The sequence below is a fragment of the Streptomyces montanus genome (assembly GCF_005786655.1).
GTDB classification, from domain to species: Bacteria; Actinomycetota; Actinomycetes; order Streptomycetales; family Streptomycetaceae; genus Streptomyces; species Streptomyces sporangiiformans.
On sequence record NZ_VBZC01000015.1, the window covers coordinates 31342 to 57362 of the forward strand.

Annotated in this window: 23 protein-coding genes and 1 pseudogene; 10 read left to right on the top strand and 14 right to left on the bottom strand. The window is 69.0% G+C overall.

The window, feature by feature from the left end:
• Positions 1-71: 71 nt before the first annotated feature.
• On the top strand, positions 72-1568 hold the full coding sequence (locus FE633_RS15595; RefSeq protein ID WP_138045741.1) for a DNA-binding protein NsdB: 1497 nt from the start codon (positions 72-74) through the stop codon (positions 1566-1568).
• 62 nt (positions 1569-1630) lie between these two features.
• On the opposite strand, the gene FE633_RS15600 is transcribed toward FE633_RS15595, so the two are convergent.
• Positions 1631-3094 carry a PP2C family protein-serine/threonine phosphatase gene (locus FE633_RS15600; RefSeq protein ID WP_138045742.1) on the bottom strand — a complete coding sequence of 488 codons (1464 nt, stop codon included), beginning with the start codon at positions 3092-3094 and terminating at the stop codon, positions 1631-1633.
• A 458-nt stretch (positions 3095-3552) separates the two neighbouring features.
• Here FE633_RS15600 and FE633_RS15605 point away from each other — a divergent pair, with 458 nt between their 5' ends.
• A complete protein-coding gene (locus tag FE633_RS15605; protein ID WP_138045743.1) occupies positions 3553-3966 on the top strand; it encodes an SsgA family sporulation/cell division regulator in 414 nt (137 codons plus the stop codon).
• Between the two features lie 108 nt (positions 3967-4074).
• On the opposite strand, the gene FE633_RS15610 is transcribed toward FE633_RS15605, so the two are convergent.
• Positions 4075-5658, bottom strand: a complete 1584-nt coding sequence (locus FE633_RS15610) for an alpha/beta hydrolase (RefSeq protein ID WP_138045744.1) — start codon at positions 5656-5658, stop codon at positions 4075-4077.
• A gap of 297 nt (positions 5659-5955) precedes the next feature.
• Between FE633_RS15610 and FE633_RS15615 the strand changes: the two genes are divergently transcribed.
• Positions 5956-6615 carry a chaplin gene (locus FE633_RS15615; RefSeq protein WP_138045745.1) on the top strand — a complete coding sequence of 220 codons (660 nt, stop codon included), beginning with the start codon at positions 5956-5958 and terminating at the stop codon, positions 6613-6615.
• Between the two features lie 70 nt (positions 6616-6685).
• Here FE633_RS15615 and FE633_RS15620 read toward each other — a convergent pair whose 3' ends face one another.
• A complete protein-coding gene (locus FE633_RS15620) occupies positions 6686-7192 on the bottom strand; it encodes a GNAT family N-acetyltransferase (RefSeq protein ID WP_171059962.1) in 507 nt (168 codons plus the stop codon).
• 111 nt (positions 7193-7303) lie between these two features.
• On the opposite strand from FE633_RS15620, the gene FE633_RS15625 reads away from it, so the two are divergent.
• A complete protein-coding gene (locus FE633_RS15625; protein WP_138045747.1) occupies positions 7304-8167 on the top strand; it encodes a GNAT family N-acetyltransferase in 864 nt (287 codons plus the stop codon).
• 58 nt (positions 8168-8225) lie between these two features.
• Here FE633_RS15625 and FE633_RS15630 read toward each other — a convergent pair whose 3' ends face one another.
• Both FE633_RS15630 and FE633_RS15635 read right to left on the bottom strand, forming a co-directional pair.
• Positions 8226-9365: an acyltransferase family protein gene (locus FE633_RS15630; protein ID WP_246113633.1), complete on the bottom strand. Its 1140-nt coding sequence runs from the start codon at positions 9363-9365 to the stop codon at positions 8226-8228.
• A 117-nt stretch (positions 9366-9482) separates the two neighbouring features.
• Positions 9483-9965, bottom strand: a complete 483-nt coding sequence (locus tag FE633_RS15635) for a nucleoside deaminase (protein ID WP_138045748.1) — start codon at positions 9963-9965, stop codon at positions 9483-9485.
• A gap of 100 nt (positions 9966-10065) precedes the next feature.
• Between FE633_RS15635 and FE633_RS15640 the strand changes: the two genes are divergently transcribed.
• Entirely contained in the window at positions 10066-10845 is a 780-nt protein-coding gene (locus tag FE633_RS15640) for a GNAT family N-acetyltransferase (protein ID WP_138045749.1), read from the top strand.
• Between the two features lie 71 nt (positions 10846-10916).
• Here FE633_RS15640 and FE633_RS15645 read toward each other — a convergent pair whose 3' ends face one another.
• The 3 genes from FE633_RS15645 to FE633_RS15655 all read right to left on the bottom strand — a co-directional run bounded on the left by FE633_RS15645 (position 10917) and on the right by FE633_RS15655 (position 13545).
• Complete coding sequence (locus FE633_RS15645; RefSeq protein ID WP_138045750.1) at positions 10917-11798, bottom strand: GNAT family N-acetyltransferase; 882 nt, start codon at positions 11796-11798, stop codon at positions 10917-10919.
• Positions 11799-11971: 173 nt separating this feature from the next.
• Positions 11972-12235, bottom strand: a complete 264-nt coding sequence (locus FE633_RS15650; RefSeq protein ID WP_119099268.1) for a GlsB/YeaQ/YmgE family stress response membrane protein — start codon at positions 12233-12235, stop codon at positions 11972-11974.
• Between the two features lie 77 nt (positions 12236-12312).
• Positions 12313-13545: an aminoglycoside phosphotransferase family protein gene (locus FE633_RS15655; RefSeq protein WP_246113634.1), complete on the bottom strand. Its 1233-nt coding sequence runs from the start codon at positions 13543-13545 to the stop codon at positions 12313-12315.
• A gap of 337 nt (positions 13546-13882) precedes the next feature.
• Here FE633_RS15655 and FE633_RS15660 point away from each other — a divergent pair, with 337 nt between their 5' ends.
• On the top strand, positions 13883-14650 hold the full coding sequence (locus FE633_RS15660; protein ID WP_138045752.1) for an ArsR/SmtB family transcription factor: 768 nt from the start codon (positions 13883-13885) through the stop codon (positions 14648-14650).
• Positions 14651-14752: 102 nt separating this feature from the next.
• Here the strand turns inward: FE633_RS15660 and FE633_RS15665 are convergent, their stop codons facing one another.
• On the bottom strand, positions 14753-15208 hold the full coding sequence (locus FE633_RS15665; protein WP_138045753.1) for an SPW repeat protein: 456 nt from the start codon (positions 15206-15208) through the stop codon (positions 14753-14755).
• Between the two features lie 200 nt (positions 15209-15408).
• On the opposite strand from FE633_RS15665, the gene FE633_RS15670 reads away from it, so the two are divergent.
• Complete coding sequence (locus tag FE633_RS15670; protein WP_342791175.1) at positions 15409-15903, top strand: hydrolase; 495 nt, start codon at positions 15409-15411, stop codon at positions 15901-15903.
• 76 nt (positions 15904-15979) lie between these two features.
• On the opposite strand, the gene FE633_RS15675 is transcribed toward FE633_RS15670, so the two are convergent.
• Positions 15980-17038 carry an acyl-CoA dehydrogenase family protein gene (locus FE633_RS15675; RefSeq protein ID WP_138045754.1) on the bottom strand — a complete coding sequence of 353 codons (1059 nt, stop codon included), beginning with the start codon at positions 17036-17038 and terminating at the stop codon, positions 15980-15982.
• A 474-nt stretch (positions 17039-17512) separates the two neighbouring features.
• Here FE633_RS15675 and FE633_RS15680 point away from each other — a divergent pair.
• Positions 17513-18577 (top strand): annotated as a pseudogene (locus FE633_RS15680) (RNA polymerase sigma factor); the annotation flags it as partial.
• Between the two features lie 61 nt (positions 18578-18638).
• Here the strand turns inward: FE633_RS15680 and FE633_RS15685 are convergent.
• Both FE633_RS15685 and FE633_RS15690 read right to left on the bottom strand, forming a co-directional pair.
• Positions 18639-19637, bottom strand: a complete 999-nt coding sequence (locus tag FE633_RS15685; RefSeq protein WP_138045755.1) for a TerC family protein — start codon at positions 19635-19637, stop codon at positions 18639-18641.
• A 97-nt stretch (positions 19638-19734) separates the two neighbouring features.
• Positions 19735-21768 carry a GDSL-type esterase/lipase family protein gene (locus FE633_RS15690; RefSeq protein WP_138045756.1) on the bottom strand — a complete coding sequence of 678 codons (2034 nt, stop codon included), beginning with the start codon at positions 21766-21768 and terminating at the stop codon, positions 19735-19737.
• Between the two features lie 300 nt (positions 21769-22068).
• Between FE633_RS15690 and FE633_RS15695 the strand changes: the two genes are divergently transcribed.
• A complete protein-coding gene (locus FE633_RS15695) occupies positions 22069-23541 on the top strand; it encodes a glycoside hydrolase (RefSeq protein WP_138045757.1) in 1473 nt (490 codons plus the stop codon).
• Between the two features lie 388 nt (positions 23542-23929).
• On the opposite strand, the gene FE633_RS15700 is transcribed toward FE633_RS15695, so the two are convergent.
• On the bottom strand, positions 23930-24271 hold the full coding sequence (locus FE633_RS15700; protein WP_246113635.1) for an ABC transporter permease: 342 nt from the start codon (positions 24269-24271) through the stop codon (positions 23930-23932).
• Here FE633_RS15700 and FE633_RS15705 point away from each other — a divergent pair.
• Positions 24216-24917, top strand: coding sequence for a response regulator (locus FE633_RS15705; protein ID WP_138045759.1), 702 nt, complete (start codon positions 24216-24218; stop codon positions 24915-24917). The two genes, FE633_RS15700 and FE633_RS15705, sit on opposite strands and share 56 nt — an antisense overlap.
• On the opposite strand, the gene FE633_RS15710 is transcribed toward FE633_RS15705, so the two are convergent.
• Entirely contained in the window at positions 24914-25957 is a 1044-nt protein-coding gene (locus FE633_RS15710) for a zinc-dependent alcohol dehydrogenase (RefSeq protein ID WP_138045760.1), read from the bottom strand. The two genes, FE633_RS15705 and FE633_RS15710, sit on opposite strands and share 4 nt — an antisense overlap.
• Between the last annotated feature and the right edge of the window lie 64 nt (positions 25958-26021).

A 26021-nucleotide genomic window follows, 5' to 3' on the forward strand; every position in this document is an offset into this window, starting at 1 on the left:
CCCTGGCGAATAGTCCCGCAGCAACTGACACGGGGTTACTGTCAACTCAGCCGAGAACCTGGGGGCTTGACGTGAGCGGACAACCCAACACGCGTCTGTCGGATCTGTTCGGCCTGGCCGGCTGGTCCAAGGGCGAGCTCGCGCGAATGGTCAACCGGCAGGCGGCGGCCATGGGCCACCCCCAGCTGGCGACCGACACTTCGCGGGTGCGGCGTTGGATCGACATGGGAGAGATCCCGCGCGATCCGGTTCCGCGGGTGCTGGCGGCGCTGTTCACCGAGCGTCTCGGCCGTGTCGTGACCATTGAGGACCTCGGTCTGGTCCGGCACGGGCGTACGGGGAACCGGCAGGGCGGCGGGAGTGTGGAACATCCCGACGGAGTGCCGTGGGCGCCCGAGCGAACCGCCGCGGTCCTCACCGAATTCACGGGAATGGACCTCATGCTCAACCGACGCGGCTTGGTGGGCGCGGGTGCCGCGCTCGCCGCGGGATCCGCAATCAGCAGTGCCATGTACGACTGGCTGCACACAGATCCGGCCCTTTCGGCCGACGCTCCCGAAATCGACGATCCCCTGCACGTCGACCCGGCCGGGTTCGACCGCTACGAGGCCGCCCCCATCGGGTCGGAGGAGATCGAAGAGCTGGAGCGCTCGGTCGAGGTGTTCCGGGCCTGGGACGCGGCCCGCGGCGGCGGGCTGCAACGCAAGGCTGTCGTGGGACAGCTCAACGAAGTGGGCGGCATGCTCGCCTACCGACACCCCGACCATCTGCAGCGGCGCCTGTGGGGCGTCGCCGCCAACCTCGCCGTTCTCGCGGGCTGGATGTCGCACGACGTCGGCCTGGAGCCCACGGCTCAGAAGTACTTCGTCATCGCCGCCCACGCCGCCCGCGAGGCCGGTGACCGGCCCCGCGCCGGGGAAGCGCTCTCCCGCGCCGCGCGCCAGATGGTGCATCTGGGCCGGCCCGACGACGCACTCGACCTCATGAAGCTCGCCCAGTCGGGCTCCGGCGACGAGGTGCTGCCGCGTACGAGGGCCATGCTCCACACCATCGAGGCCTGGGCTCAGGCGTCGATGGGCAAGGGCCAGGCCATGCGGCGGACCCTCGGCGAGGCGGAGGACCTCTTCGCCTCGGACAAGGGCGATGTACCGCCGCCGAGTTGGATGCAGCTCTTCGACGAGGCGGACATGCACGGTATGCAGGCCCTGGCCTACCGGACGCTCGCGGAGCACGAACCGGGTGCGGCCGCCGTCGCGCAGCGCCATGCGAAGGAGGCGCTCCAGCTGCGCGAGAAGGGCCGGGACCGTTCGAAGATCTTCGACCACCTCTCGCTCGCGTCGGCCTGCTTCATCGCCGACGACCCCGAACAAGCCGACCGGTACGCGCGCCTGGCCCTGACGTCGATGGGCTCGAACTCATCCCATCGCACCTGGGACCGGCTGCGTGAGATGTACCGGCTGACGGCGCAGTACTCCAGCTATCCGAAGATCCACGATCTGCGTGAGGAGATCAAACTGGCGCTGCCCAAGGGCTTGAACACCCGGGGTGGCAGCAGCGCACGGGCGTGAGCGGATGAGCACGGGCACAGGGGGACCGTGCTGCTCAGGCGGCCATCCTCAGGATGCCGTCTTCAGGTGGCAAGCCTGACGATGAGTACGCAGGCGTCGTCCTCGCGCGCCGCCTCGCCGAACTCCTCCTCGACCGTCCGTACGCAGTCCTGTGCGGCACGGGCCTCGCCGAAGCGGGGCGCCAGGTCGAGGAGATGGTTCACCGCCGCGGTGCCACTGTGCCCAGGGATCAGCCCATCGGTGTGCAGGAGCAGCAGATCGCCCGGTTCGAGAGGCTGTTCGGCCTGCCCGTAGGTGGCACCCGAGGTCGCGCCGAGCAGGACGCCCTCCGGCCGCGAAAGCACGCGCCCCGTCCCGTTGCGGAACAGCAGCGGGGCGGGGTGTCCTGCCTGCGCCCAGACAAGGGTGCGGGTCTCGGGCCGGTAGCGGCAGCACACCGCACTGCCCAGGGCCGGCTCGACCGACGCGTCCAGTAACTGGTTGAGCCACGTCATGAGTTGACCCGGCTCGGCGCCCGTCATGGCCATGCCGCGCAGGGCGCCGATCAGCATCGCCATGCCCGAGGCGACGGTGACCCCGTGTCCGGTGAGGTCACCGACGCTGAACAGTGTTTCGCCGTTGGGCATTTCGAGGGCGTCGTACCAGTCGCCGCCGATCAGCTCGCTCCTCGAGGACGGTAGGTAGCGGGCGGACAGGTCGAGTGTCTGCGGTCCCTGGCGCGGGAACCGCAGGGAGCCGCGCCACGGCGGCAGCACGGCTTCCTGCAGCTCGACCGCGAGCCGGTGCTCGGTCTGCGCGATGTGCCGTTGGCGTTCGAGCGAGTCACGGGTCTCGCTCACGGTCCGCTGGCTGCGGCGCAGTTCGCTGACGTCCCGCAGCACCGCCCACATCGAGGCGGTGCTGCCGTCGGCGGCCAGCACGGGCTCGCCCATCATGTGCACGGTCCGCACGCGGCCGCCCGGGCGCACGATGCGGAACTCTCCGTCGATCGGTTTGGCGTCGATCAGGCAGTCGGTCACCATCGCCGTCAGCCGCGGCCGGTCCTCGTCGAGTACCAGGGACGGCAGTTCGTCGAGGGTGAGCGGGGGAGTGGCGAGGTCGCGGCCGAGGATCTGGTAGAGCTCGCCGGACCACTTCGCCTCGTCCGTCAGCAGATTCCACTCGGCGCTGCCGACACGGCTGAGCAGCGAGTCATGTGCGTCGGGTGAGCCATGCCCCGGTGCGGTCGGCACGGCTCCTGCGGCGGGCGGTGCCTCGTCACCCCCCACGGGCACGGGCATGGGTGCGGGTGCCGGGCCGTCCCGCAACTGCGCCAAATGCTCGTCGAGATCGTTGAGTTGATGCATCGCCAGGTCACAGAGGGCGCGCTGCCAGAGTCCCTGCGGGTCCGAGCCGTCGGCCGGCGCCTCACGCCGCACGGCGTCCACGTCGCCTCGCAGTCGGCGCGCCTGCGAAATGAGCGCGTCGACCGAGCCGCGTGGGGGCGGCTGGGCGGCCGGGTGGCCCGCCGAGAGATGGGACGGCATGACGTACTCCGATACAGGCACGGTACGACCAAGGCTGGGTTGGACCGTTACGACTGTTGCACAGCCTGCGACGCTCTGTAAGGGATTTGGCAACACGCGATGCGGTCATGTTCCTGGCATATGCCGCTGTCCTCTCGGGTGGCTCATGCGGGACGCATGCAGTACGCGTGGGGGCGGCCAAGTCGTAGTCGTAGTCGGCCAGTTGACGGAGTGTCGATGTCGTGTGCGGTTCCTCCAAGCATACGTTCGACGCTCTCGCGAGCGGGTGCCGAGTGACCGGTTTCCGGCCAATGTCCGTTGCCTCGCCAGGTGCCGGCGCCGACGGAGCGGCGTCGGATGATGCTGTGACGCAGATCACAACAATCTCTTCGGGGTTCCGTGTACCGACAACGGCCCCTGCGAGGTCGTAAGGGCACATCGGCACAACGAACTGCCCCGACCCGGAACGGAGACCGATCATGGACATCGTCCTGGAGCAGCCCGCCCGCGCGCGCCTGATCACTTCGGAGAGCCAGGACCTTCCCGTGTCCGCCACGCTCCGCTACTCCGCCGCCGACCCACTCGCGGTCGAGATCGTCTTCCCGCCCGAGGTCTCGCTCGACGGCAACACCGCCACATGGATCTTCGCCCGTGAGCTCCTGGAGGAGGGCCTGAGCGCCCCCGCGGGCAGCGGTGATGTCCACATATGGCCGTGCGGCCCGGAACGCACGGTCCTGGAGTTCCACGCGCTGCCCGGCCTGGCCCTCATCCAGTTCGACACGGCGATCCTCAGCCGGTTCCTGCTCCGGTCGTACGCGGTGGTCGCCGCAGGCAGAGAAGATGTGGGACCTGCCCTGGAACGCGGCCTGACCTCACTCTTCGGAGGTGTCTGAGGCACCCGTGACCCACCCCGCCCCGATCCGCGAGGCTGTACCCGACTTGTCCGTGTTGGCGTCCTGCGACACTTCTGGCCCGCCTCGGCACCACCGCCCGGCCGCGTCTCAGGAGGGCGCTCGCTCGTCCGGCCCGCAGGAACTCCAGCCGTGCGGCAGCGAGCCGTACAGCAGGAAGTCCTCGACCTTCCGTTGCACGCACTTGGAGGACGCGTATCCGGTGTGGCCCGTGCCCTTGTTGTCGAGCACCACGGCCGACGAGCCGAGCCGCCGCGCGGTCTCCACGGTCCAGCGGTACGGGGTGGCCGGGTCGCCGCGGGTGCCGACCAGGAGCATCTTCGGGGTGTCGACGTCGTGCACCTCTTCGCGGATGTAGCTGGTGCCCTTGGGGCGGCCGTAGCACGTCAGTAGCTGCGTGAGCCGGTACCGGCCGAAGACCGGCGAGGCCTCCTCGTACGCGGCACGCAGCCGGTCGAGGCTCTTGGCGATCTGGTCGGCCGTGGGCCGGTCGGGGTCGTCCGCGCAGTTGATGGCCATGAGCGCGGCCGGGAGGTTGTCGAGGGGGATGTCGCCCTCGTCGACGAGCCCACCGTCGCCGGGCGCCGCGATACCGAAGGCGGAGAACCGGACGATGTCCCGTGTGTCGCCGTCCTCGACCAGCGAGCGCAGCGCCTGCGCGAGGATCGGCCACAACTCCTCGCTGTAGAGGGCCAGCCCGATGGCGCCCACGAGGTCCTGGCCGGAGAACCGATCACCGAAGTCCGTCGGCACGGGGGCCTCGTCCATGGCGTCCACCAGCCGTACGACCTCCTGTCTCGCCCGGCGCGGATCCTGCCCGAACGCGCAGTTGACGTCCTCCGTGCACCAGGTGAGGAAGTCCTCCAGCGCGGTCTGCTGGGCCTCGGCGCCGACGATGCCCTGTTCGCTGAGCGGTTCGGTGAGCGTGTCCACGCCGTCGAGCACCAGCCGGCCGGTCTTCCCGGGGAACTGACTGGCGTACACCGCGCCCAGCCGCGTTCCGTACGAGAAGCCGAGGTAGTTGAGCTTCTCGTCGCCCAGGGCCTGGCGCATCACGTCCAGGTCCCGCGAGGCGTTGACCGTGCCGATGTGCGGCAACACGGGACCGGAGTGCTTGGCGCATGCGTCGGCGGCTTTCCGCAGCAACCGCAGAGCCGCCCACGGATCCCTGTCGTCCGGGGCGGTGTCCGTGGTCGGGTCCGACATCCCGTAGGCGGCTTCGCCGCAGCTGACCGGCGAACTTCTGCCCACGCCGCGCGGGTCGAAGGTCACCACGTCGTAGCCTTCTGTCAGGCCCATGAAGTCCTCGCCGCCGACGGCGAGTTGACTGACTCCCGAGCCGCCGGGCCCGCCGAAGTTCAGCAGTACGGAACCCCTGGACTTGCCCGTCGCCTCGAAGCGGGCCATGGCGACGTCCAGCGTCCCGGCGGCGGGCCTCGCGTAGTCGAGCGGGACGGTCACCTTGCCGCACTGCAGGTCCTCGGGCAGGCCGTCGCCCCTGCAGTCGGCCCAGTCGATCTTCTGGTCGTAGAAGCGGGACAGGTCGGGCTGGTCGGGCTCGTCCGCGAATGCCCGCGGGCCGGTTCCCGGCAGAGCCTGAGGTGACAGCACGGCTCCCAGCAGGGCCAGCGTCACGGCGCCTGCGAAAGCGCAGCTGTGGTGCGTGGACAGCATGGCAAGCCTCCAGGGACGCCTCGGCGCAAGGGCCGGGGATTCCCCCTCGATCACGATAAGGGCGTGCCCCTGACCGCGCCTCTGGGCGAGCGCTTCGCCCGCGGAGGCCTTACCCTGTGCGACCCCGCGCGCCGTTCAGGCCGGATGTCCTCTGCCGCCGAGGCCCTTGAAAGACAGTTCGATGAGCATGCCGCTCGATGGGGTGAAAGGCCGATTAGCCATAACTCCGATGGTGCGCCCGCGTTTTAACGGGTGCGGGCGAGGGCTCGCGACCCATGTCTGGAAGGCAGGGAACCTATGAGACGGGTTACCCGGAATGGTTTGATCATCGTGGCCGCGGCGTCGGGCGCCATGGGCGTCACGATGCCGGCCCACGCGGACTCCGCGGCGGACGGCGGCACGGCGAACTCGCCCGGGGTGATCTCCGGCAACACCATCCAGCTCCCGGTCCACGCTCCGGTGAACGTGTGCGGGAACACCGTGAACGTGGCAGGGCTGCTCAATCCCACGGCGGGCAACAGCTGTGCCAACAAGGGCGGCGGAGCCGAGCAGCGCGACAACGCGGCCGTGGCCGACGGATCCGTGCGGGACTCGCCGGGCGTGCTGTCGGGCAACGATGTCCAGCTCCCGGTCCACGTTCCCGTGAACGTCAGCGGCAACTCGGTCAACGTCGCCGGAGTCGGCAACGCCGCCGTCGGGAACGAATCCACGAACCAGTCCGGGAGCCGGCCGCGGCGCCCGGCCGATCCGGCGCCGCAGTCGTCCGCACCCCCGCGGGGGCACACCCCGCCGCAGGCGCAACCGCAGACGCAGCGCCACGCCGCGCCGCAGCACGCGGCCGCGCTCGCCCACACCGGGACGGACCTGACGACGGGACCGGCGGTCGCCGCGAGCGCGGCTCTGGTGGTGGCCGGAGCCGTGCTGTACCGCCGCTCACGGCCGGCCGCCCGACGCTGAATCCTCCGAAAGAGAGACCCGTCGAGGAAGTAGGACCCCGCCGGCCACGCAGACCGGTGGGGTCTTCCTCTCAGTCGCCGCGCAGGATGCTGTACCGCACCCCGTCGCGCCACTGCCCGTCGCGGAAGACGACGCTGCGCAGAATGCCCTCGCGGGTGAACCCAACCTTCTCCAGGGCGCGTCGCTCGGCCACGTTGTCGACCTCGGTGTCGGCCTCGATCCGCATGACCTGTGTGTGCGCGAACAGGTACTGGACGAGCAGTCGCTGTGCCTGGGTGCCCACGCCCTTGCCGCGGGCCTCCCGGAGCAGGGTGATGCCCACGTTCCAGTAGAACGAGCTTCGCGAGGCCACGACCTTGCGCCAGGCCACAAAGCCCAGCGCCGCGTCGCCGTGCGCCACCATCAGATGGCCCGCGTCATCGGTGATCAGGCCCGTCTCCGCCCACTGGCGTCGCCAGCGTCCGGTGTCCCACCATCCGTACCACTGGAAGCGCGAGGCCTCTTCCGGATCGGTCAGGAACAGCTCCATCACGGACAGGTCGTTCTCGGTCACCGGGCGCAGTATCACGTGGTCCATGGGGATAACCTATGCCGCTGTGAAGCCAACTGCGGTCCGCCGCAGGCCGGTCGGCGGGCTCAGGATGCTGAAGGCCGTGTCACGCCACCCCCCAATGAACGGAGCGCACCCATGACCTCTCCGGGTTTCCCGGGACCCGATGACCTCGTCGTCACGCGGGCCTCGCTCGACGACTGGCCCGTGGTCGGCGGGTGGGCGGCGGACGAGGGATGGAACCCGGGGCTGTCCGACGGCCCGTGTTTCTTCGCCCAGGATCCCGAGGGCTTCTTCCTCGGCAGGATCGACGGCGAACCCGTATCGGCGATCTCCGTCGTCAACTACGGGCCCGACTACGCCTTCCTGGGCTTCTATCTCGTACGCCCCGACCTGCGCGGCCGTGGTTACGGCATCACCACATGGAAGACGGCTCTCGCCCACGCGGGCGACCGGACCATCGGTCTCGACGGCGTGCCCGCGGAGCAGGACAACTACCGCAAGTCCGGATTCGAACTCGCCTACAACACCGCGCGGTTCACCGGAGTGGCGTCCGCAGCGGCCACGGCCACTGATGTACGGGCCGCCGAACCGGCCGACCTGGCGTCGATCACGGCGTACGACAGCGCTTGCTGTCCGGCCGACCGGCCGCGCTTCGTGGAGCGTTGGCTGAGCGCTCCGGGACACCGCACGGTGGTCCGCTTCGTCGGCGGACGTCTCACCGGGTACGGAGTCGTCCGGCCCGCACGTGACTCCCTGCGCATCGGGCCCCTGTTCGCCGACACGCCCGACGACGCCCGGGCCGTCTTCGCCGCGCTGATCGCCGAAGCCGCCGGTCGCCCGGTCGCCATCGACGTCCCGGAGACGAGCGCCGTCGGCATCGCGCTGGCGGAAGAGCACGGGCTCACACCGTCGTTCGAGACGGCTCGCATGTATACGGGCCCGATCCGGCCGTTTGCCACGGACCGTGTCCACGGAGTCACGACACTCGAACTCGGCTGATCCGTGGTCAGCACGTCGGCATGGTCAGCACGTCGGCACGGTCAGCGCGTCGGCATGGTCAGCGCGGTGGCGCGGCGGCCGTCGCTCTCTTCCCGGCATCTGTCCGGTCCTGGAACAGCCACGACATACGCGGCTCGACGACGAACCGGAAGACAGAACGGACCGGCCCCGAGCACAGAACCGTGATGAGCCCCACCGCGACTGCGGTGACTACCAGTTGGCCGAGCGGGGTGTACAGCCAGGAGTGGTCGTACCAGTCCCAGAAGCGCGATGCCTTGATGATCACAACGTGCAGCAGATAGCCGTACATCGTCCCGGCGCCGAGCGCCGTGAACCACCAGCGCCGCCCCGGCACCCAGGCCAGGAAGCAGGCGGTCAGGACCAGCGCCCCAAGGAACAGCACGGGCGTGGTGAACAACCCTGCCCATCTCGGCAGCCCCTGCTCCGTGACGCTGCTGCTGTGATAGAGCAACGTGGCGTTGAACCACGGTGCCACCGCGTACGCCGTCCCGAACGCGGCCACGACCACGGGCACGGCGAGCATCCGTACCCGCCGAGTGCGCAGTCGGGCGAAGTGCTCGGCCCGCAGCTTCAGCCCCAGCACGAAGAACGGCAGGAATCCCAGGACACGTTGGATCGAGATGTCCCCGCCGAGATTCGGTGAGACCGCGGCGAACACGGCCAGCGCCATGGCGACCGGCATCGGATGACGCAGCGACAGCCACACCGGGGTGGTCAGCCGCCAGATGAAGAGCGCGACCAGGAACCACATCGCATACCCGGGATCCAGCAGGCTCAGCGGAAGGTCCGGATCGTCCCCCGCCCAGCGGTAGAGGAGGCTGTATGCGGTCTCGAAGACGAGATACGGCACGACGACGCCCGTCAACAGCCTGCGCACCATACCCGGCCCCATGTCGAAACCCCGGGAGAAGAACCCGGAGATGAGCGCGAACGCTGGCATGTGAAAGGCGTAGACCGTCAGATACGCCGCCGTCGCGGCGCGGCCCCCGTGTGTCAACGGCTCCCAGGCGTGACCACAGGCCACCAGAACGATGGTGAGGTACTTCGCGTTGTCGAAGTACGGATCCCGGCGGGCGGGTGGCGGCTTGGCCGGTGTGCCGGCCGGCGGTTCCGCGGCCGCTGCGGGCGCTGGGTCCGCCGCCGCCACGGGAGCCGGGGCTGCTAAGTCTTGCGGCACCACATCATCTCCAAGCCTCGATGCGCTGTACTGGTCCCTCCCGCTTGCCACTGTCACATACGGCTCGTGCGTATCGGACGTTCACACCTGTGCGGCCACCCGGCCGACGGCCCTGCTTCAGCGGGCACCGTGATGGAAGCGCCGGTGCAGGGCGCGCACCTCGTCCGCCAGGCCCGGGATCGGCCCCTCCACGATCACGCCCGGTGCGATCTCGTCGATCGGCAGCGTCCGGACCGGGGGAGCGGGTACGCCCCATTCGCCGAGCCAGGAAGCGAGTTGCTCGGACGACGCCACGTACACGATGCGGCCGAGCCCCACCCAGCCGTGTGCGGCCGCGCACATCGGGCAGTGTTCGCCCGAGGTGTAGACGGTCGCGGCGGCGCGCTCCTCGGGCGTCATGTGCGCTGCCGACCAGCGCGCCAGCTCGAACTCCGGGTGCCGGGTGCGGTCGCCGGAGGCCACCCGGTTGTGGTCCTCGGCCAGGACCGTGCCGTCCGCACCCACCAGCACCGAACCGAACGGCTCGTCGCCGACCTCCAGCGCCTCCCTCGCCAACTCCACACAGCGGCGCACATACTTCAGTTCGGCGTCGTCGACCATTTCGTACTCGCCTTCCTCGGGACCGGAACTCCGGCGTGCAGGGTACGTGCCGTCACTAAAACGCGTTGCCCGCTTGGCATTTGGGTGTTGAAGTGACGGAATGGATCACGTGGCGGTGTTGGCATTGTTCGACCGGGACATGCGCGAGGGTGCGCGGCCCGACGGCCCTGGAGCCGTGGTGGAGCGGAAGGACGGGGTGGTGCGCCAGGTCGGCGCCGGGCAGGGCTGGAGCGGCGTGGTCTGGTCGGACCTGGCCGAGGCGGACGTGGACGCGGTGATCGCCGAGCAGGTGCGGTACTTCGCGGAGCTCGGCCGCGAGTTCGAGTGGAAGCTGTACGGCCACGACCTGCCGGTCGACCTGGGGCGGCGGCTGCGCGCCGCGGGGCTCACCCCGGAGCCGGAGGAGACGCTGATGATCGCCGATTGCGGCGAGCTGCGCCTCGACGCCCAGCCGCCCGAGGGCATCGAACTGCGCACCGTCACCGACAGCGCGGGCGTCGACCTCGTGGCGGACGTCCACGAGGAGGCCTTCGGAACGGACAGCTCCCGGCTCCGCCACCAGCTGCTCGCCCAGCTCGACGCGGACCCGGACACGGTCGTCGCCGTCGTGGCCCTCGCCGGTGGCGTGCCGGTGAGTTCGGCTCGTATGGAGCTCACACCCGGCACACGGTTCGCGGGCCTGTGGGGCGGCGGCACCGTCCCGGCCTGGCGCGGCCGAGGCATCTACCGCGCCCTGGTCGCCCACCGGGCCCGGATCGCCGCCGACCGCGGCTACGCCTATGTCCAGGTCGACGCCTCCGACCAGAGCCGCCCCATCCTCCAACGGCTCGGCTTCGCACCGCTGACCACGACCACGCCGTACGTGTACGCCCCTCGCTGACGCCCTGGGGCGGCCGGGCCGTGTCCTTGGCACGCTGTTCGTCGGGCGCCGACGGGTGGCCGCCCTCGTTCTCACAGATCGAGCTGGTACTCCACGGCCTTGTGCGTGGGCAGATAGCCGAGGATGTCGTTGATGCCGCGCATGGGCGAGTTGCTGTCCGCCGTGTCGGTCAGCAGGCCGGCGAGGTCGGGGTGACGTCGGCGGGCCAGCCGGATGGAATGGGCCTTCATCCAGAGTCCGAGGCCGTGTCCGCGGTGCTCAGGAAGGACGGCGGTCCCGTAATGCTGACCGTCGCCCCGCCCGCTGCCGGGAACGACCAGCTCGGAGAACCCGACGACCGACCCGTCCGCCGTGTCCAGTACGGCGACGGTGTGCAGCAGATCACCGCGCTTCGCGATCACCTCGGCCGCCGACACCACCCGCTCCACGTCCCACACCACCGTGCCGTAGTCGGTCCCCTCCATCGGCATGTCGTCCATGGCCCGCCGCGACGCGGCGTAGGTCTGTGCCAGTGCGGACGGCACCATGCCGTCCCAGTGCGTCATCCGGTAGCCGTCGTGGACCTGTTCGGCGATCGTGTCGATCCGGGTGAGATCGGCGTCGGCGAGCGGGAGCCGGGCGTACGCCAGCGTCAGTACTCGGCGAAAGCCGCTCGCCGCCAGGAACAGATCACCCGGGGAGCCTTCGTTCGCCTGAGCGAGGATCGACCGGCGCCCCTCGCTCCGCGCCGCGGCGACGGCCGCCTCCAGCAGACGGGCGCCCACGCCCCGCCGCCGCTCGGCCCGGTGCACGGCGACTTGGAGCTCGGCGAGGTGCTCCTGACCCTCCTTGGTGAACAGCCGCAGAAAGGCGGACCCGATCGGCACACCCTCATCGTCCGACGCGAGCCAGGCCGAGCGGCGGCTCGACGCGGCGGGTTCGGGATCGATGAGGGCGGTGATGCGGGGCGGCACGGTGTCTCCGTCACGGTCGGCTGCGTGGGTGAAGGTGATGGTGAAAGCGGTGATGCAGGCGGTATGGAACCCGCGGAAGCTAGCCGTGACGGAGACAGGTGTGCAACAGATTTAGTGCCGTAGGCCGTGTGTTGTGTGTTGTCTGTATGTTTTCGTGCGGTGGGCCGCTGTGGTCAGCGGCGCACCTTCGAGCGGTCCAGCGCGGCGACGCCCAGCGCCGCGAGTCCGATCTGGAACAGCCACTCGATCCAGTCCACCCCGTCGGTGTCGGCCACGTCGAACGCGGACGCGAGACCCGACCCGACGAGCGCGGCCGCGATGCCGACCAGAATGGTCCACAGGATGCCGATGCGCTGACGGCCCGGGACGACGAGCCTGCCGATCGTGCCGATGATGACACCGATCACGATGGCACTGATGATGCCCGAGATCTCCATCTCAGCCCCTTTTCGTCATACTCCTCACTGGTATGAGTGCCCCCTGGAGGACAGCGCACTCCTCGTTTCGCCCTCGGTCAGCGTCGCGCAGGGGCGAGATCCGGGTCGGAAGCCGTGGCGCATCGCACCGCGTCGCGGATCGCCGAGGCGGGGTCTCCGGAGTGGTAGATCCGCTCGGACGGTTCGATGCCGTCCAGGAACTCCTGATAGCGGACCGCGTTCGCGAGAGGGGCGAGCGGCTCGGCCACGGCCAGGGCGCGCGCCGGGTCGCTGCCGGGCACGTGGGCCTGCCATGCGTCGACCCAGGCGCGGGCGGCGGTCGCCCGCACGGCTTCGGGAAGGAAGTCGTGCAGGCGCAGGCTGTCCAGGACCGGATGGCCCCAATGGGCGTCGGCGAAGTCGAGGACCACGGGTGGCCCGCCGTCGCTGCGCCAGTTGCCCGGATGGAAGTCACCGTGCACGACCGTGTCCGGCAGACCGCATTCGTCGAGCGCGCTCCAGCGGCCCGCCAACTCCCCGGCGGCAGCTACCTCTTGTGTCGTCAGTTCGCCGGTGACCGGCCCGTCGAGCAGTTCCCGGACGCGCTCGGCCAGGACAGGTGTACGGCGGTCCGGCAGGCCGGGCGGGCGTTCGTCGGGCCGAGAGGCCAGCGCGGCCTGCGCGGCGACGAAGCGCCGCACTCCGGCGGCGATGGTCTCGGGCGAGGCGTTCCAGCAGTCCTCGCCGGGGATGTGCTCCATCAGGATGCGCCGGTCGGCGGAGCCGAGGACCCTCGGCACCAGGCCCGGATCGACGCGCGCGAACGCGGCGATGACCGCCGCCTCGTCGGCGGCGAAGTGCGGGGTGCTCTTGAGCCACACCGGACCTCGCGCCGTGGGCAGGCGGAAGAGCCCCGCGAGGTTCCAGGTGCGGTGTTGCTGCACCGGGCCGGTCACAGGCCGCCCCGCTGCCGACAACGTACGCGCCGACCAGTCGAGAAGCTCCCGTAGTCCGTCGGTCCGCGCCCACGGTGCCCGCAGCGCCTCGTACCCGTTCAACTCACCGACGTCAGGCGACGGTTTCCCCGCGGACAGCCCGTGCCCCGGCCGCTCCAACGCCTCGACGTGGTACGTCACATGACCGTCTCGTCCGCCCTCGCCACCTTCGACGGACAGCAGACGCAGCACCCACACCGGTACCCCGAGCGCCTGCCGCAACTGTCCGACGACCGGCTCGACTTCGGCCCACCACGGCACGTCGACGGAGAAGGCGCCCGTAACACCGAGAAAGTCCTCACCCGACGTGACCCACGCACTGAAAGTTCGGCTCACCGCGCCAGTGTGAGCGGCCCGCCCGCGCCCAGCCAGTGAATATTGTGCGGGATCGCGTCGGGGCGACGGCAATCCGCTGCGACAGGACGGGATGGCGCCCAGTGGCCCCTGTCTGGGGGCTGCGCCCCCAGACCCCCACCCCGGGGTCGCACTTCGGATGCGGGTCGGCTGTGGCTGGTCGCGCAGTTCCCCGCGCCCCTGTAGGGGCGCTCCCCTCGCCGGTCTGAAAGGGCGCCCAGCAGCAGGGCCACCAAGCAGGCCCTGCCCCCGCCCGCCGATTGACATGCAGGTAATTGGCTACATAACCTGGAGTGTGCGATCGGAGAGGGATTCGGAGATGGACCAGGTCTTCAAGGCGCTGGCGGACGGGACGCGTCGGCAGCTGCTCGACAGGCTGCATGAACACAACGGGCAGACCCTGGGAGAGCTGTGTGAGCGCATCGACATGACTCGTCAGTCCGTGACCCAGCACCTGGCTGTCCTGGAGGCTGCCCATCTGGTCAGCACGGTGCGGCGGGGGCGGGAAAAGCTGCACTACCTCAATCCCGTACCGCTCCACGAGATGCAGGAGCGGTGGATCGACAAATTCGAGCGCCCACGCCTGCGTGCGCTCAGCGACCTCAAGCGACGAGCCGAGGAAGCCATGACCGACAAACCGACGTTCGTGTACGTCACCTATATAGAGAGCACCCCCGAACAGGTCTGGGACGCTCTCACCGACGCCGACCTGACCGCCGCCTACTGGGGCCACAGCAACGTCTCGGACTGGAGGACCGGCTCCCGCTGGGAACACCGGCGTACGGACGGTTCGGGCACCGCCGATGTGGTGGGCACCGTCCTGGAGAGCGAACGGCCCGTCCGGCTGGTGACCACCTGGGCCGCGCCCGAGGACGAGGAGCAGCAGGACAAGTACTCCAGGGTCACCTTCGACATCCGGCCGCACGGCGGGATCGTCCGGCTCACCGTCACGCACGAGGACCTGGCCGACGAGGGCGAGGCCGCAGAGGCGGCCTCCGGCTGGGCGGCCGTTCTGTCGAATCTGAAGTCGCTCCTCGAGACCGGCAGCCCACTGCCGGAGGAGCCGTGGAGCGTACCGACCGGCTGAGGGGTGGAGCGTGCCTACCGGCTCAGCCACGGACGTGAGTCGGCCGGCCCGTGACGCGAACGCGCGGACCGGCCGACCGTTCTCATTCCCGCAGACACCCTGCTACGTCTGCGCCGTGCGCCGTGCGCCCTTCGACTTCGCCGATGCGGCCGCGCAGATCAACCCCAGCACCACGGCGAGACCGCCGATGATGGCGTTGTTCACGATGACGCCCGCGTCGGGGCTGTCGCCCACGACCCACGGCGAGATGATCAGCCACACGCCCACGGCGGACATGGCCCAGCTCAGGCCGTACATGCGCGCCGGAGTGGTGGTGAATCCGAGCGCCAGCACGCCTATCGCGATGCCCATGATGAGGTTGTGCGTCACGAGCGGGGTCTGGCTTGTCGTGTAGTGGAGAATCCACGGGGACGCGGCGCAGTACAGACCGAGCAGGAACACCGGTCCGTCCACGAGCGCCACATCGCGACCACCGAGCACACGGTCATACCGCTCCCGCATCTCGGATACATCAGGGTGGGTGGTGATGTCACCTCTGGTGTGTGAGACGTTGGACATGACTCGTCTCCTTTGTTCTCTGCCGGCCCGACCGCTCTGGTGTGGTATGCGGTAAGCGCCGCTTACGTCCATTCTGCGCTTATTTCTTCTTTATGTGTAGTGGTGCGCGAGTCCACAGAGGCGGGAGGGGAAGCGGGCTACCGTAGCTGCTTCACAGCGTGATGAGCTGCCACGTTCAGTGTTCCTGGAGGGATCCGAGGATGGACGTGAACGACGTGCTCGCGCGGATACCGGCGGACATGTGGGCGACCCCGTATGCCGGGGCACGGTTTCCGGGATCCGCGGCGGTACGCGACCGACCGGGTCTCACCGACGGGGCCAACTGCCAGTTGTTCGCGTACGCGGTCCTCGAACTCTTCGGTCTGGCGCCCGAGGCCTGGCGTTCCAGCGACCTGTGGGCCGATGCGCGACGAACGCGCCGCGTCACGGTCGCCCAGCCCCTCGACCTCGCCCTCTTCAACGCCACCGACGAGGCATGGGGCGCGCACTTAGGCGTAGTCGTGGGGCAGGACAGGATCCTTCATCTCTGTGCGGAGGCCGGGCGTCCAGCGGTGTGGACCATGGGGGAGTTCGCCGCCCGAGACCGGTACCGGACCTTGCTGGGCTTCAAGCGGATGCTGCGGTGTTCCCCCGGAGGACCCGGAGGACCCGGAGGACCCGGACGACCCCGAGGAACCGATGCCGCGGCAGGCTGAACCGCCGCTTGGATGACCGCCGTTGGCGCCGTCACGGCCGTCACGGCGTGACGGCCTTCGCGGGCACAGACCCTCGTCAGCAGTTGTCCGCCAACGACCCGAGGTGCGCCGCCCTCGTCTCGGCGGTCTGCCCCTGCACCAGCAGGAACATCCCCTCGCGCGCCAGTCGCTGGGCCCGGCTGCCCAGCGCCATCGACCTTCCGCCACCGGCGACCAGGGCCGCGGTCGTCGCCGCGCGCATCAGATGGTGAGCCTGCGTCCGGTACGCCAGCCGCTCCTCGATGTACTCGTGCGCCACCGGGTGATCGGCGAGGGCGTAGGCCTGGCGGCGGACCCTGTCGAGGCGGATGCGCAGCGCGCGGCCGGTTTCCTTGCTGTCGCGTTCGCCGGCCTCCTCCAGGAGCTGGAGTGCCGCGTGCGCGACACCGAAGACCGCCGGATTGGCGTTGGCGCTCCTGGCTCGGTCCGCGGCCGCCCACTTCTCGTACGAGGTCCGCAGGGCGATGGCATCCTCGGGCACCCACAGGCCCGTCAGATCGAGGGAGACGGTGCGCGCGGCGGTCAGGGCGGCGAGGCGCATCGGGGGAGAGGGGCGAAGCCCCGGCCGCTCGCGGGCCTCGGTGAAGGCGAACAGCACCTCGTTCTCGGCGGTCACGCCCGCGAGCATCATCACGTCGTTGAGGCCCCAGCCCGTGTACCAGGCCACCCGGCCGTCGAAGCGCACACCCCCGCTCTCGGGCGTGGCCCGGACCGGAACGCGGGGGAACGCGCGCAGATGCGAGTAGGCGACTCCGGAGAGCAGCTCGCCCTCGGCCAGGCGGCGCAACAGCTTCTCCCGGATGGGCAGTTCGCTCTCGACCAGGGTCTTCAGAGGACTGTTGTGCTGCGTCTGCACGAACCAGGTGGAGCAGCACGATCCGGCCAGGATCTCCGCGATCTCGCGGACCACCGAGGCGGGTGCCGCCGAGCCGCCGTACGCCAACGGCGCGGTCGCCCCGAGCAGCCCCGACGCCTTGAGGGCCTCGATGTGACTCGTGGGCACACTCTCCTGGTCCACCTGCTCCGCCCACGGCGCGAGCACCTCCGTGGCGAGGTGCCGCGCGCGGACGAGCAGGGGGTGAGGCGCAGTGCTCATGCGAGATCTCCCGGTGTCGTGGCAGCGTCCTCGTTCGTCCCTTACGGACCGTTCGTCTCCACTTCGTCCCCACGGGCAAGGAGTGGAACACCGGCAGACAAGCCTGGAGGCCGACACTACGCCAAGCAGGACACGCCGTAACACCTGTTCACGCGCTCAACGGCCGGCGACGGCATCGTCTCCTCGATCTCATCCACCAGGGCCCGGTCGACGGCGAGTTGTTGCCGCTGGCCGCCGGTCCAGCTAGCGGATCACCGTGTCGCGCGCGGTGACATCCGAAGAAAACCAAATGATCTTTCTCCGGCAACTGGCGACTGGCAACGGGTCCACAAATCTCCGGGAAAATCAACAGCACGGTCGGCATGATTCATTTCACCGGGTTTTTGCCGTAATGTGCTGCGGTCTACGAGCGGGCAACCAGGTGTACGGTAACTGAGCGAACCTGATGTGTGTGGCGTGTCGACGGTAATTCAGGATTCCAGCGGCCCGAAACGGGAAGAGAAGCTGAGCGCGATGGAGATGAGCATCAAGGCGCTGGAGGAGGAGCCGCTTCCGCTGTCCCGGGTGGACGAGGACGACGACGAGGCCGACGGCCCCGTCCCGCAACTCGCCACGGGTAGCGCCACGGTTGACCAAGTACGGGACTATCTCAAACTCATCGCCCGTGTCCGTCTCCTCAGCGCCCAGCAGGAGGTGGAGATCGCGAAGCGCATCGAGGCCGGCCTGCTCGCCCAGAACAAGATCGAGGAAGACCCTGGCCTGCTGGATCCGCGCTTCCGCCGGGAGCTGGAGATCCTCGCCGAGGATGGACGCAGGGCGAAATCCCACCTCATCGAGGCGAATCTGCGACTGGTCGTCTCCATCGCCAAACGCTACAGCAGACGCGGGCTCATGTTTCTCGACCTGATTCAAGAGGGAAACACGGGTCTGATTCGTGCCGTCGAGAAGTTCGACTACACCAGAGGGTTCAAGTTCTCGACGTACGCGACCTGGTGGATACGCCAGGCGATATCGCGCGCCCTGGCCGATCAGAGCCGGATCATCCGGATTCCCGTCCACATGGTGGAGATGATCAACAGAGTGGCCAAGGTCCGTCGGGAAATGCTCCAGGACCTGGGCGTCGATCCCACACTGGAGGAACTGGCGGAGCAGCTGGAGGTGCCCGTAGCGAAGATCATAGAGGTCGACGGGTACGCCAAGGATCCTGTCTCGCTTCACATGCCGTTGGGAGAGGAAGGCAGCACCGAACTCGGTGACGTGATTGAGGACACCGAGACCGTCTCTCCTTCGGACATGGTCACGTTCCTGCTGCTCAAGGATGAAATCAAGGCCCTCCTCGCCACCATGACACCGCGCGAGGCCGGGATCATCTCCCTGCGGTACGGCCTCGACGACGGCCGGACGAAGACCTTGGAAGAGATCGGCCAGGTGTACGGAGTGACCCGAGAGCGCATCCGCCAGATCGAGGCCAAGACGATGTCCAAGCTCCGCCATCCCACACGCTCCCAGGTGCTGCAGGATTACCGCGACATCGACTGATCAGCGCCGGTCACGCATCAGCACCTCGCCCGTCCCCCGTCCCCTGTCGCCTCGCCTCACGTCATGCCGAGCGGTCCGTCTCACGCGCGGCATCCGTTTCGTCCGCCCCCTGCTCCAGGGCCTGCTTCTTCGAGGCGCGCAGGCTGGTCACGGTGGTCACGGCGAGTACCAGGACGATGAAGCCGAGCGAGAAGGGGATGGAGATCTCGGGAACGTGGACTCCGGACTCGTGCAGCGCGTGCAGCACGAGCTTGACGCCGATGAACCCGAGGATGATCGACAGACCGTAGCTGAGGTGGACCAGCCTCTTGAGCAGACCGCCGATGAGGAAGTACAGCTGCCGTAGTCCCATCAGCGCGAAGGCGTTGGCGGTGAAGACGATGTACGGGTCCTTGGTCAGACCGTAGATGGCGGGGATCGAGTCCAGCGCGAACAGCACGTCCGTGGAGCCGATGGCCAGCATGACGACCATCATCGGCGTCATCACGCGCTTGCCGTTCTCCACGATGAACAGCTTGGTGCCGTGATAGCGGTCGGCGACACCGAAGCGCTCCTCGGCGGCCTTGAGCAGCTTGTTCTCCTCGTACTCCTCGTCGTGCTGGTCATGGCGGGCGTCCTGGACGAGCTTCCAGGCGGTCCAGATCAGGAAGGCGCCGAAGAGGTAGAAGACCCAGGAGAAGGTCGAGATGATCGCGGCACCGGCCGCGATGAACACCGTACGCAGCACCAGCGCTATCAGTACGCCGATCATCAGCACCCGCTGCTGGTACTGCGGCGGCACCGAGAACTTCGCCATGATCAGTACGAAGACGAAGAGGTTGTCGACGCTCAGTGATTTCTCCGTGATGAACCCGGCGAAGAACTCGCCGGCCGGCTGAGCGCCGCCGAAGGCCAGCAGGCCGAGTCCGAAGAGTACGGCCAGCGCGATCCAGACGGCCGACCAGATGCCGGCTTCCTTGATCGACACCTCGTGCGGTTTGCGGCCGATGAAGAAGTCCACGGCGATGAGTGCGCACAGTGCTGCGACGGTCAGCACCCAGATGTTGAGAGTTACGTTCACTGTTCCTCCGGAGACTGAGGTGAGAATCATTGTCACCAGCGGGGCGTTTTGGCAACGCCCCGCTCGTCCCTCGGAACCGTGGATTCTGCTTCTGCCGTCAGCCGCCGATTCTGGCCGCGATGACCGGTGCGAGCCGGTCGGCGATGTGGCGGTGGCCCTGGTCGTTGGGGTGGACCGAGTCCGTGAGGTCGCCCGAGCCCAGCCAGCCCGTCGTGTCGACGAAGGAGATCCGGGAGTCGCCGCCGTCGACGGCCGCCTTCACGGCCGCCTCGGTCTGCGGGACGTACCGTCCGCGGAAGGTCTCCATCGCGAAGATCCAGGCTTGCGGATAGGCGGCGCGTACCTGGCGCAGCAGGCTGGTGTACGCCGACTGGAACTGCGCGGAGCTCACCCCGTGGCCGACGTCGTTGGTGCCCAGGTTGATGACGACGGCGTCCGCCCGGTACCGGGAGAAGCTCCAGTCGGGGGTGGACGCGTTGGGGTTGAGCTTGCTGAACTGCCTTTCCAGGCCCACGCATCCGTCTGCCGCGGCGACCAGACAGGCGCCGCCCTGGGCGATCTGGGTGTGCTCGGCGCCGAGCCGTTCTCCGGTCAGCCAGCCGTACGCGGTCCGGGCGTTCTGCGAGGACGTCGTTCCCACGGTGATGGAGTCGCCGACGAACTCGATGAGTTTGGAAGGGGCGGACGGCGCGAAGGTCGTCGCACCGCTGTCGAGGACGAGCCCCTGGAAGACGGCGTCGCCTCGGTAGGAGCCCGCGACCACCTGGTAGTTGACCTGGAGGGTGTGGTTGCCGGCGGACAGCGCCGACGGGGTCAGATTCACCGTCCCTTTGACGTCGTCGTAGAACTTCACCGGCCCGTTGTCGATCCGCGCCCAGAAGTCGATCGTGTTGCGCTGCTTCAGCTTGACGGTCCTGCCCGTGAAGCCGACCCGGTAGTAAGCACCTGCCCAGTACGGGGTGTAGAGCGTGCTGGAGCTCTGGGTGTCCCAGCGTCCGACGAACTTGATGTTGGGGTCCCCCGGCTGGCCGGGAGCCGCGGCCACTGCCGCTGCCCCTGTCGCTGCCTGGGCGGAACGCGCGGTGGCGCTGCCCAGTTCGGCACGGATGACCGGGGCCAGACGACTGGCGAACTTGGTGTGGCCCGACTCGTTGGGATGCCCGTTGCCGTCCTCGTAGTCGGCGCCGTCGGTGAGCCAGCCCGTGGTGTCGACGTAGTGCACCTTGGCGTCACCGGCGCTGTTGCGGGCGCGGACGGCGGCCTTGGTCTCGGTGACGTAGCGCTTCTTGAGCGTCTGCACCGCGAAGAGGGCGGCGTTCGGGTACTTCGCGCGGATGTCGCGCAGGAACGTGGTGTACGCCGACTGGAACGTGGCACCGGAGACGCCGTGCCCGATGTCGTTCGTGCCGAGATTGATGACCACCGCGCTCGCCTGGTAACGCGAGAAGTCCCAGTTCTGGCTGCCGGTACTGCCCGTCCTGAAGAACTGGCCGCTCAGCCCGGTGCATCCGGACTGGGCCACCAGACAGTAGCCGGCGCGGGCTATCTGCGTATGCCGCATGTTCAGCTGCTCGCCGGTCTTCCAGGCGTACGAGTCGAGCGCCAGCCGGTCGGTGAGGGCGCCGGCGGTGATGGAGTCGCCGACGAACTCGATCAGCCCCGACGGCACGCTCGGACTGACCGTGCGCGCGCCGGAGTCCAGTACCAGGCCCTGGAAGACGGTGTCGCCGGAGCGATAGGAGATCCGGAGGGTGTGGGTGCCCGCGGGCAGCGGCTGCGGGGTGAGGTTCACCGTGCCGCGCACGCCCGCGTGGAAGACGTCGGGTTTGCCGTCGATGCTCACGTAGAGGTTCACGGCGTCTCGGGCCTTGACCTTCACCGTGGTGCCGGTGAAGGAGGTCCGCAGATACGCGCCGGTCCAGCCGGGCACGGCCGCGGTGCCTGAACCGGTGTCCCAGCGCCCGACGTAGACGATGTTCGGGTCCGAGACCGAGCCGTCGCCCGGCGCGGCATGCGCGGGGGCGCCGCCCGTCCAGGACAGCAGGCAGGCCACGAGGGCCGCGGTGAGGACGGCTTGCAGCGCGCGTCTGAGGTGGCGGTGCGGCGCGCGCCAGTGGGGGGTGGTCTGCACGGAGTTCCCTTTCCACAGAAGGGGGTTGGGAGCCGACACAGGACATGGGAGCGCTCCCAGAGGCAGCTGTTCGAGGGAAGCAATGAAACGGTTCAGCGTCAAGGGATCCGGCATCGGTTTCTGACATGTACGCGAAGGAAGTGCCTTGCGCGAGAGGGGTGCGCGAGGTGTCGGAATGTTCGGCCGGACGAACGGATCGTATGCAGATAGAAAGCGCTGTCACGCCTCTCGACAAGCCCTGATGCGCCGCCCCATCCTTCAGCAGACGCGATGCATGGCATGAGCGTGACAGGAGGATCCATGATAAGACGCAGGGCACTACTGGCTGCGGCGGGCGGTACGTTTCTCGGTGGCGCCCTGGCGACGGGAACCGCACGGGCCGACGCGACCATCGCGGTCAACCCCGGTGCGACGTACGGACGTTGGGACGGCTGGGGCACGTCGTTGGCGTGGTGGGCCAATGTGTTCGGGCAGCGGGACGACTTCGCCGACATCTTCTTCACCACCAAGTCCGTCGCGTACAACGGCAGAACGCTTCCTGGCCTGGGTCTGAACATCGCCCGCTACAACCTCGGCGCGTGCAGTTGGAACAGCGTCGGCGGCGAAAGCATGGTCGCCTCACCCAACATCCTGCGCTTCAAGCAGATCGAGGGCTTCTGGCAGGACTGGAACAACGAGGATCCGGCCTCCTCCGCCTGGAAGTGGTCCGCGGACGCCGCCCAGCGCGCCGCGCTCGTCAAGGCGACCCAACGGGGCGCGGTCAGTGAGCTGTTCGCCAACTCGCCGATGTGGTGGATGTGCCTCAACCACAACCCCTCGGGCGCGTCCGGCGGCGGCAACAACCTCCAGTCGTGGAACTACCGTCAGCACGCCTCCCACCTGGCGGCCGTCGCTCTGTACGCCAAGAACAACTGGGGCGTGAACTTCGCGACCGTCGATCCCTTCAACGAGCCCTCGTCCGACTGGTGGACCGCCACCGGTGGGCAGGAGGGCTGCCACATGGACGCCTCCGTCCAGTCGGCCGTCCTCCCGCACCTGCGCAGCGAGCTCGACAAGCGCGGACTGACCGGCACGCGGATCTCCGCGTCCGACGAGACCAGCTATGACCTGGCGCGCACGACGTGGAACTCGTTCAGCTCGTCGACCAAGGCGCTCGTGGGCCGCGTCAACGTGCACGGCTACCAGGGCTCGGGAGGCCGCCGGGACCTCCTCTACACCGACGTCGTCACCACGGCGCGCAAGCAGCTGTGGAACTCCGAGTACGGCGACAAGGACGGCACGGGCCTCACCCTGGCGAGCAACCTGTGCCTGGACTTCCGCTGGCTGCACCCCACGGCCTGGTGCTGCTGGCAGGTGATGGACCCCACCGCCGGCTGGGCACTGATCCACTACGACCCGAGCACCCTCCAGGCCGGCGCCGTCCAGACCAAGTACTACGTGATGGCCCAGTTCAGCCGGCACATCCGCCCCGGGATGACGATCCTGGACACGGGTGTCGGCTATGCGGTGGCCGCCCTGGACGCCACGGCCCGACGCCTGGTCATCGTGGCCGTCAACACGGGCGCGGCCCAGACCCTCACCTTCGACCTCTCCCGCTTCGGCACCGTGACGGGTGGCTCCGGAGGCCAGGTCCGCCGCTGGAACACGGTCACCGCCGGTGGTGGCGACCTGTACACGGAGCGCGCGGACACGTACCTCAGCGGCAAGCTGCTGCGTGTGCCGTTCGCGGCGGGTGCCGTGCAGACGCTTCAGGTGGAGGGCGTGGCGGTGTAAGCCGCGAGCCCTGCCAGGGGCAGGGCTCGGGGCACACGAAAGACCTACGAGACGGGCTCCCTGCGCCGGTATTGTCCGGATCAGGTAGTGGGGGTCGCCTTCCAGTCTCTCGACCTTCTGGCCTCTCAGCCCAACCGTCGACGTCGGCCTAAGCGGAAGCCGTCACTGCACTTCACGCCCAAGTCGGCTACTCCGGTTGAACTCCCTCGCTCGTCCCGCAGGCCGACCTTCATTCTAGCGCTGCCAATAGCATATGAAAGCCCCCAAATCATGATTTTTTGCCCGGCGTTGCCGCCGCTCGGTGGGGTGGCGGGGGCTTGTGGGGCAGATGGGGGAGCCGTTGCTCGAGTGACAGATGAGCCTCCGTCGCTGCGGATCACTCAGGGGATCACTCGTTGTGAAGGACCTCCGCGATCGTCAGGCGGGCCGCCCTGCGTGAGGGGACCAAGGCGCCGAGGCTGGTGATCGCGAGGCCCGCGAAGGCGAGGGCCGTGAGGGCGGAGGGCTGCCAGACGTCCGTCATGTACGCGGGCAGGGCGAGGTCCACCGCGTCGGCCATCTCCGGCACGATCAGGTGGTGGCCGAGGATGCCGAGGGGGATGCCGAGCAGGCTTCCGGCCGCGCCCAGGGCCGCCATCGAGGACACCGTCATCACGGTCACCTGACGTGGCGTCATGCCGATGGACTTGAGCATGCCCAGGTCGCGGCGGCGCTCCCGGGTGTTGAGCACAACCGTGATGCTGACGACCCGCGGCATCGACGTCGTCGGCGAGGCGGCCGACGGAGCCGAGGCGGTGGCGGCCGCGCGCGAACTTCGCCCCGACGTGGTCCTCATGGACATCCGTATGCCGAACATGGACGGCCTTGAGGCGGCCCGGCTCATCCTGAAGCAGAGCCCGGACTGCCGGGTGCTGATGCTGACCACCTTCGACCTCGACCGTTACGTGTACGAGGCCCTGGCCCTGGGCGCGAGCGGCTTCCTCCTGAAGGACGTCACCCCCGCACACCTGGCGGCCGCCGTACGCCTGGTCGACACAGGCGACGCCCTCCTCGCCCCCTCGATCACGCGGCGACTCGTCGAGCGTTTCGCCACTCCGGCGCCGCGCCGGCAGCACAGCACTCCCGGCCAGGGCACCCAGCCCATGCGCCCTCACCGCGATCTCGCCGCGCTGCCCCCCAGGGAACTCGAGGTCCTGATGTTCCTGGGCCGAGGTATGTCCAACGCCGAGCTGGCCCACGAGCTGACCCTCAGCGAGGCCACGGTGAAGTCGCACGTCGCCCGCATCTTCGCCAAGCTCACCCTCCGCGACCGTGCCCAGGCCGTCGTGGTCGCCTACGAGACCGGGCTCGTCTCCCCTCGGGGGTTCGCCGACTAGGGCCTGCGTCGAAAGGAGCGCCTGTCCTGTCCGCCAGGGACCACATGGATCTTGGGTCCCGGCCCGGCGCCGACGGGCCGGGTGCCCGCCAGTACCGCGCCCACGTCGTCGAGGCCTACCGTCGCCGCCACCAGGGGGCGCGGGTCGACCTCGCCGCTCGCGTACGCGTCGATCGTGGCGCCGAGTCCGGGTGAGGCACTGAGAATTCCGACGGCCGTCACGTCCTTGAGCGCCAGTGATCGTGTGTCGACGGGACTTGATGATCCCGCGAGACCGATGTACACCACCCGTCGCCCGGGCTCGACCCACTCGACCGCCTTCGCGGGCAGTTCGGGCGCGTTGGAGGCGTCGATCACGGCATCCCAGGGCAGGTCGGGAAGCTCTTTCTCCTGCCACAGGGCGTCGAATCCGAGGGTGCGGGCGAAGTCCAGCGACTGACGGGTGAGGCCCATCAGGTGCACCTCGGCGCCGGCCCGGCGGGCGAACATGGCCACCAGCAGGCCGATGGTGCCCGGCCCGAGCACCAGCACCCGGTCGCCGGCGTCGATCGCGGCCGCCCGCGCCGCCCGGAACGCGTTGCCACCCGGCTCCACCAAGGCCCCCAGGGTGTCGTCGACGGCATCCGGCAGTGGATACAACGACCCGGCCGGTACGGCGAGCTGCTCGGCCAGGGCCCCGGCCCGGCCACCGCGGATCCCGACCTCCTCCCGCGCGTCGCACACATGCTGCCGACCGTCGCGGCAGCGACGGCACAGCCCGCAGCCGAGCATCGTGTCGCCCATCACCCGACGGCCGATCCAGGACGCGTCGACACCTTCCCCGACGGCCGAGACCCTGCCCGTCCACTCGTGGCCCAGGCGCAGCGGATACCGCGCATGACCTTCGTGGAGGTACTGCATCTCACCGCTGAAGAACTCGACGTCGGTACCGCACACGCCGACCCGGGCCACGTCGACGACCGCCTCGCCGGGTGCGGCCGTCGGCGGTTCGACGTCCACGACGCCGCACTCGCCGGGCCCGAACACGACGAAGGCCCTCATCGGCGGTGACCCGGGCGGCAGCGCGAGCGGACCGCGCCGCCCATGGAGCGCACGCGCTTCGTCC

Bases quoted from the DNA above. Each gene is read 5' to 3' on its own strand.
- FE633_RS15620 (WP_171059962.1), bottom strand. From the start codon at position 7,192: ATGGACCACGTGATACTGCGCCCGGTGACCGAGAACGACCTGTCCGTG.
- FE633_RS15675 (WP_138045754.1), bottom strand. From the start codon at position 17,038: ATGAGCACTGCGCCTCACCCCCTGCTCGTCCGCGCGCGGCACCTCGCC.
- FE633_RS15640 (WP_138045749.1), top strand. From the start codon at position 10,066: ATGGATCACGTGGCGGTGTTGGCATTGTTCGACCGGGACATGCGCGAG.
- FE633_RS15710 (WP_138045760.1), bottom strand. From the start codon at position 25,957: ATGAGGGCCTTCGTCGTGTTCGGGCCCGGCGAGTGCGGCGTCGTGGAC.
- FE633_RS15660 (WP_138045752.1), top strand. From the start codon at position 13,883: ATGGACCAGGTCTTCAAGGCGCTGGCGGACGGGACGCGTCGGCAGCTG.
- FE633_RS15600 (WP_138045742.1), bottom strand. From the start codon at position 3,094: ATGCCGTCCCATCTCTCGGCGGGCCACCCGGCCGCCCAGCCGCCCCCA.
- FE633_RS15610 (WP_138045744.1), bottom strand. From the start codon at position 5,658: ATGCTGTCCACGCACCACAGCTGCGCTTTCGCAGGCGCCGTGACGCTG.
- FE633_RS15635 (WP_138045748.1), bottom strand. From the start codon at position 9,965: ATGGTCGACGACGCCGAACTGAAGTATGTGCGCCGCTGTGTGGAGTTG.
- FE633_RS15670 (WP_342791175.1), top strand. From the start codon at position 15,409: ATGGACGTGAACGACGTGCTCGCGCGGATACCGGCGGACATGTGGGCG.
- FE633_RS15650 (WP_119099268.1), bottom strand. From the start codon at position 12,235: ATGGAGATCTCGGGCATCATCAGTGCCATCGTGATCGGTGTCATCATC.
- FE633_RS15705 (WP_138045759.1), top strand. From the start codon at position 24,216: ATGCCGATGGACTTGAGCATGCCCAGGTCGCGGCGGCGCTCCCGGGTG.
- FE633_RS15615 (WP_138045745.1), top strand. From the start codon at position 5,956: ATGAGACGGGTTACCCGGAATGGTTTGATCATCGTGGCCGCGGCGTCG.
- FE633_RS15665 (WP_138045753.1), bottom strand. From the start codon at position 15,208: ATGTCCAACGTCTCACACACCAGAGGTGACATCACCACCCACCCTGAT.
- FE633_RS15605 (WP_138045743.1), top strand. From the start codon at position 3,553: ATGGACATCGTCCTGGAGCAGCCCGCCCGCGCGCGCCTGATCACTTCG.
- FE633_RS15695 (WP_138045757.1), top strand. From the start codon at position 22,069: ATGATAAGACGCAGGGCACTACTGGCTGCGGCGGGCGGTACGTTTCTC.
- FE633_RS15625 (WP_138045747.1), top strand. From the start codon at position 7,304: ATGACCTCTCCGGGTTTCCCGGGACCCGATGACCTCGTCGTCACGCGG.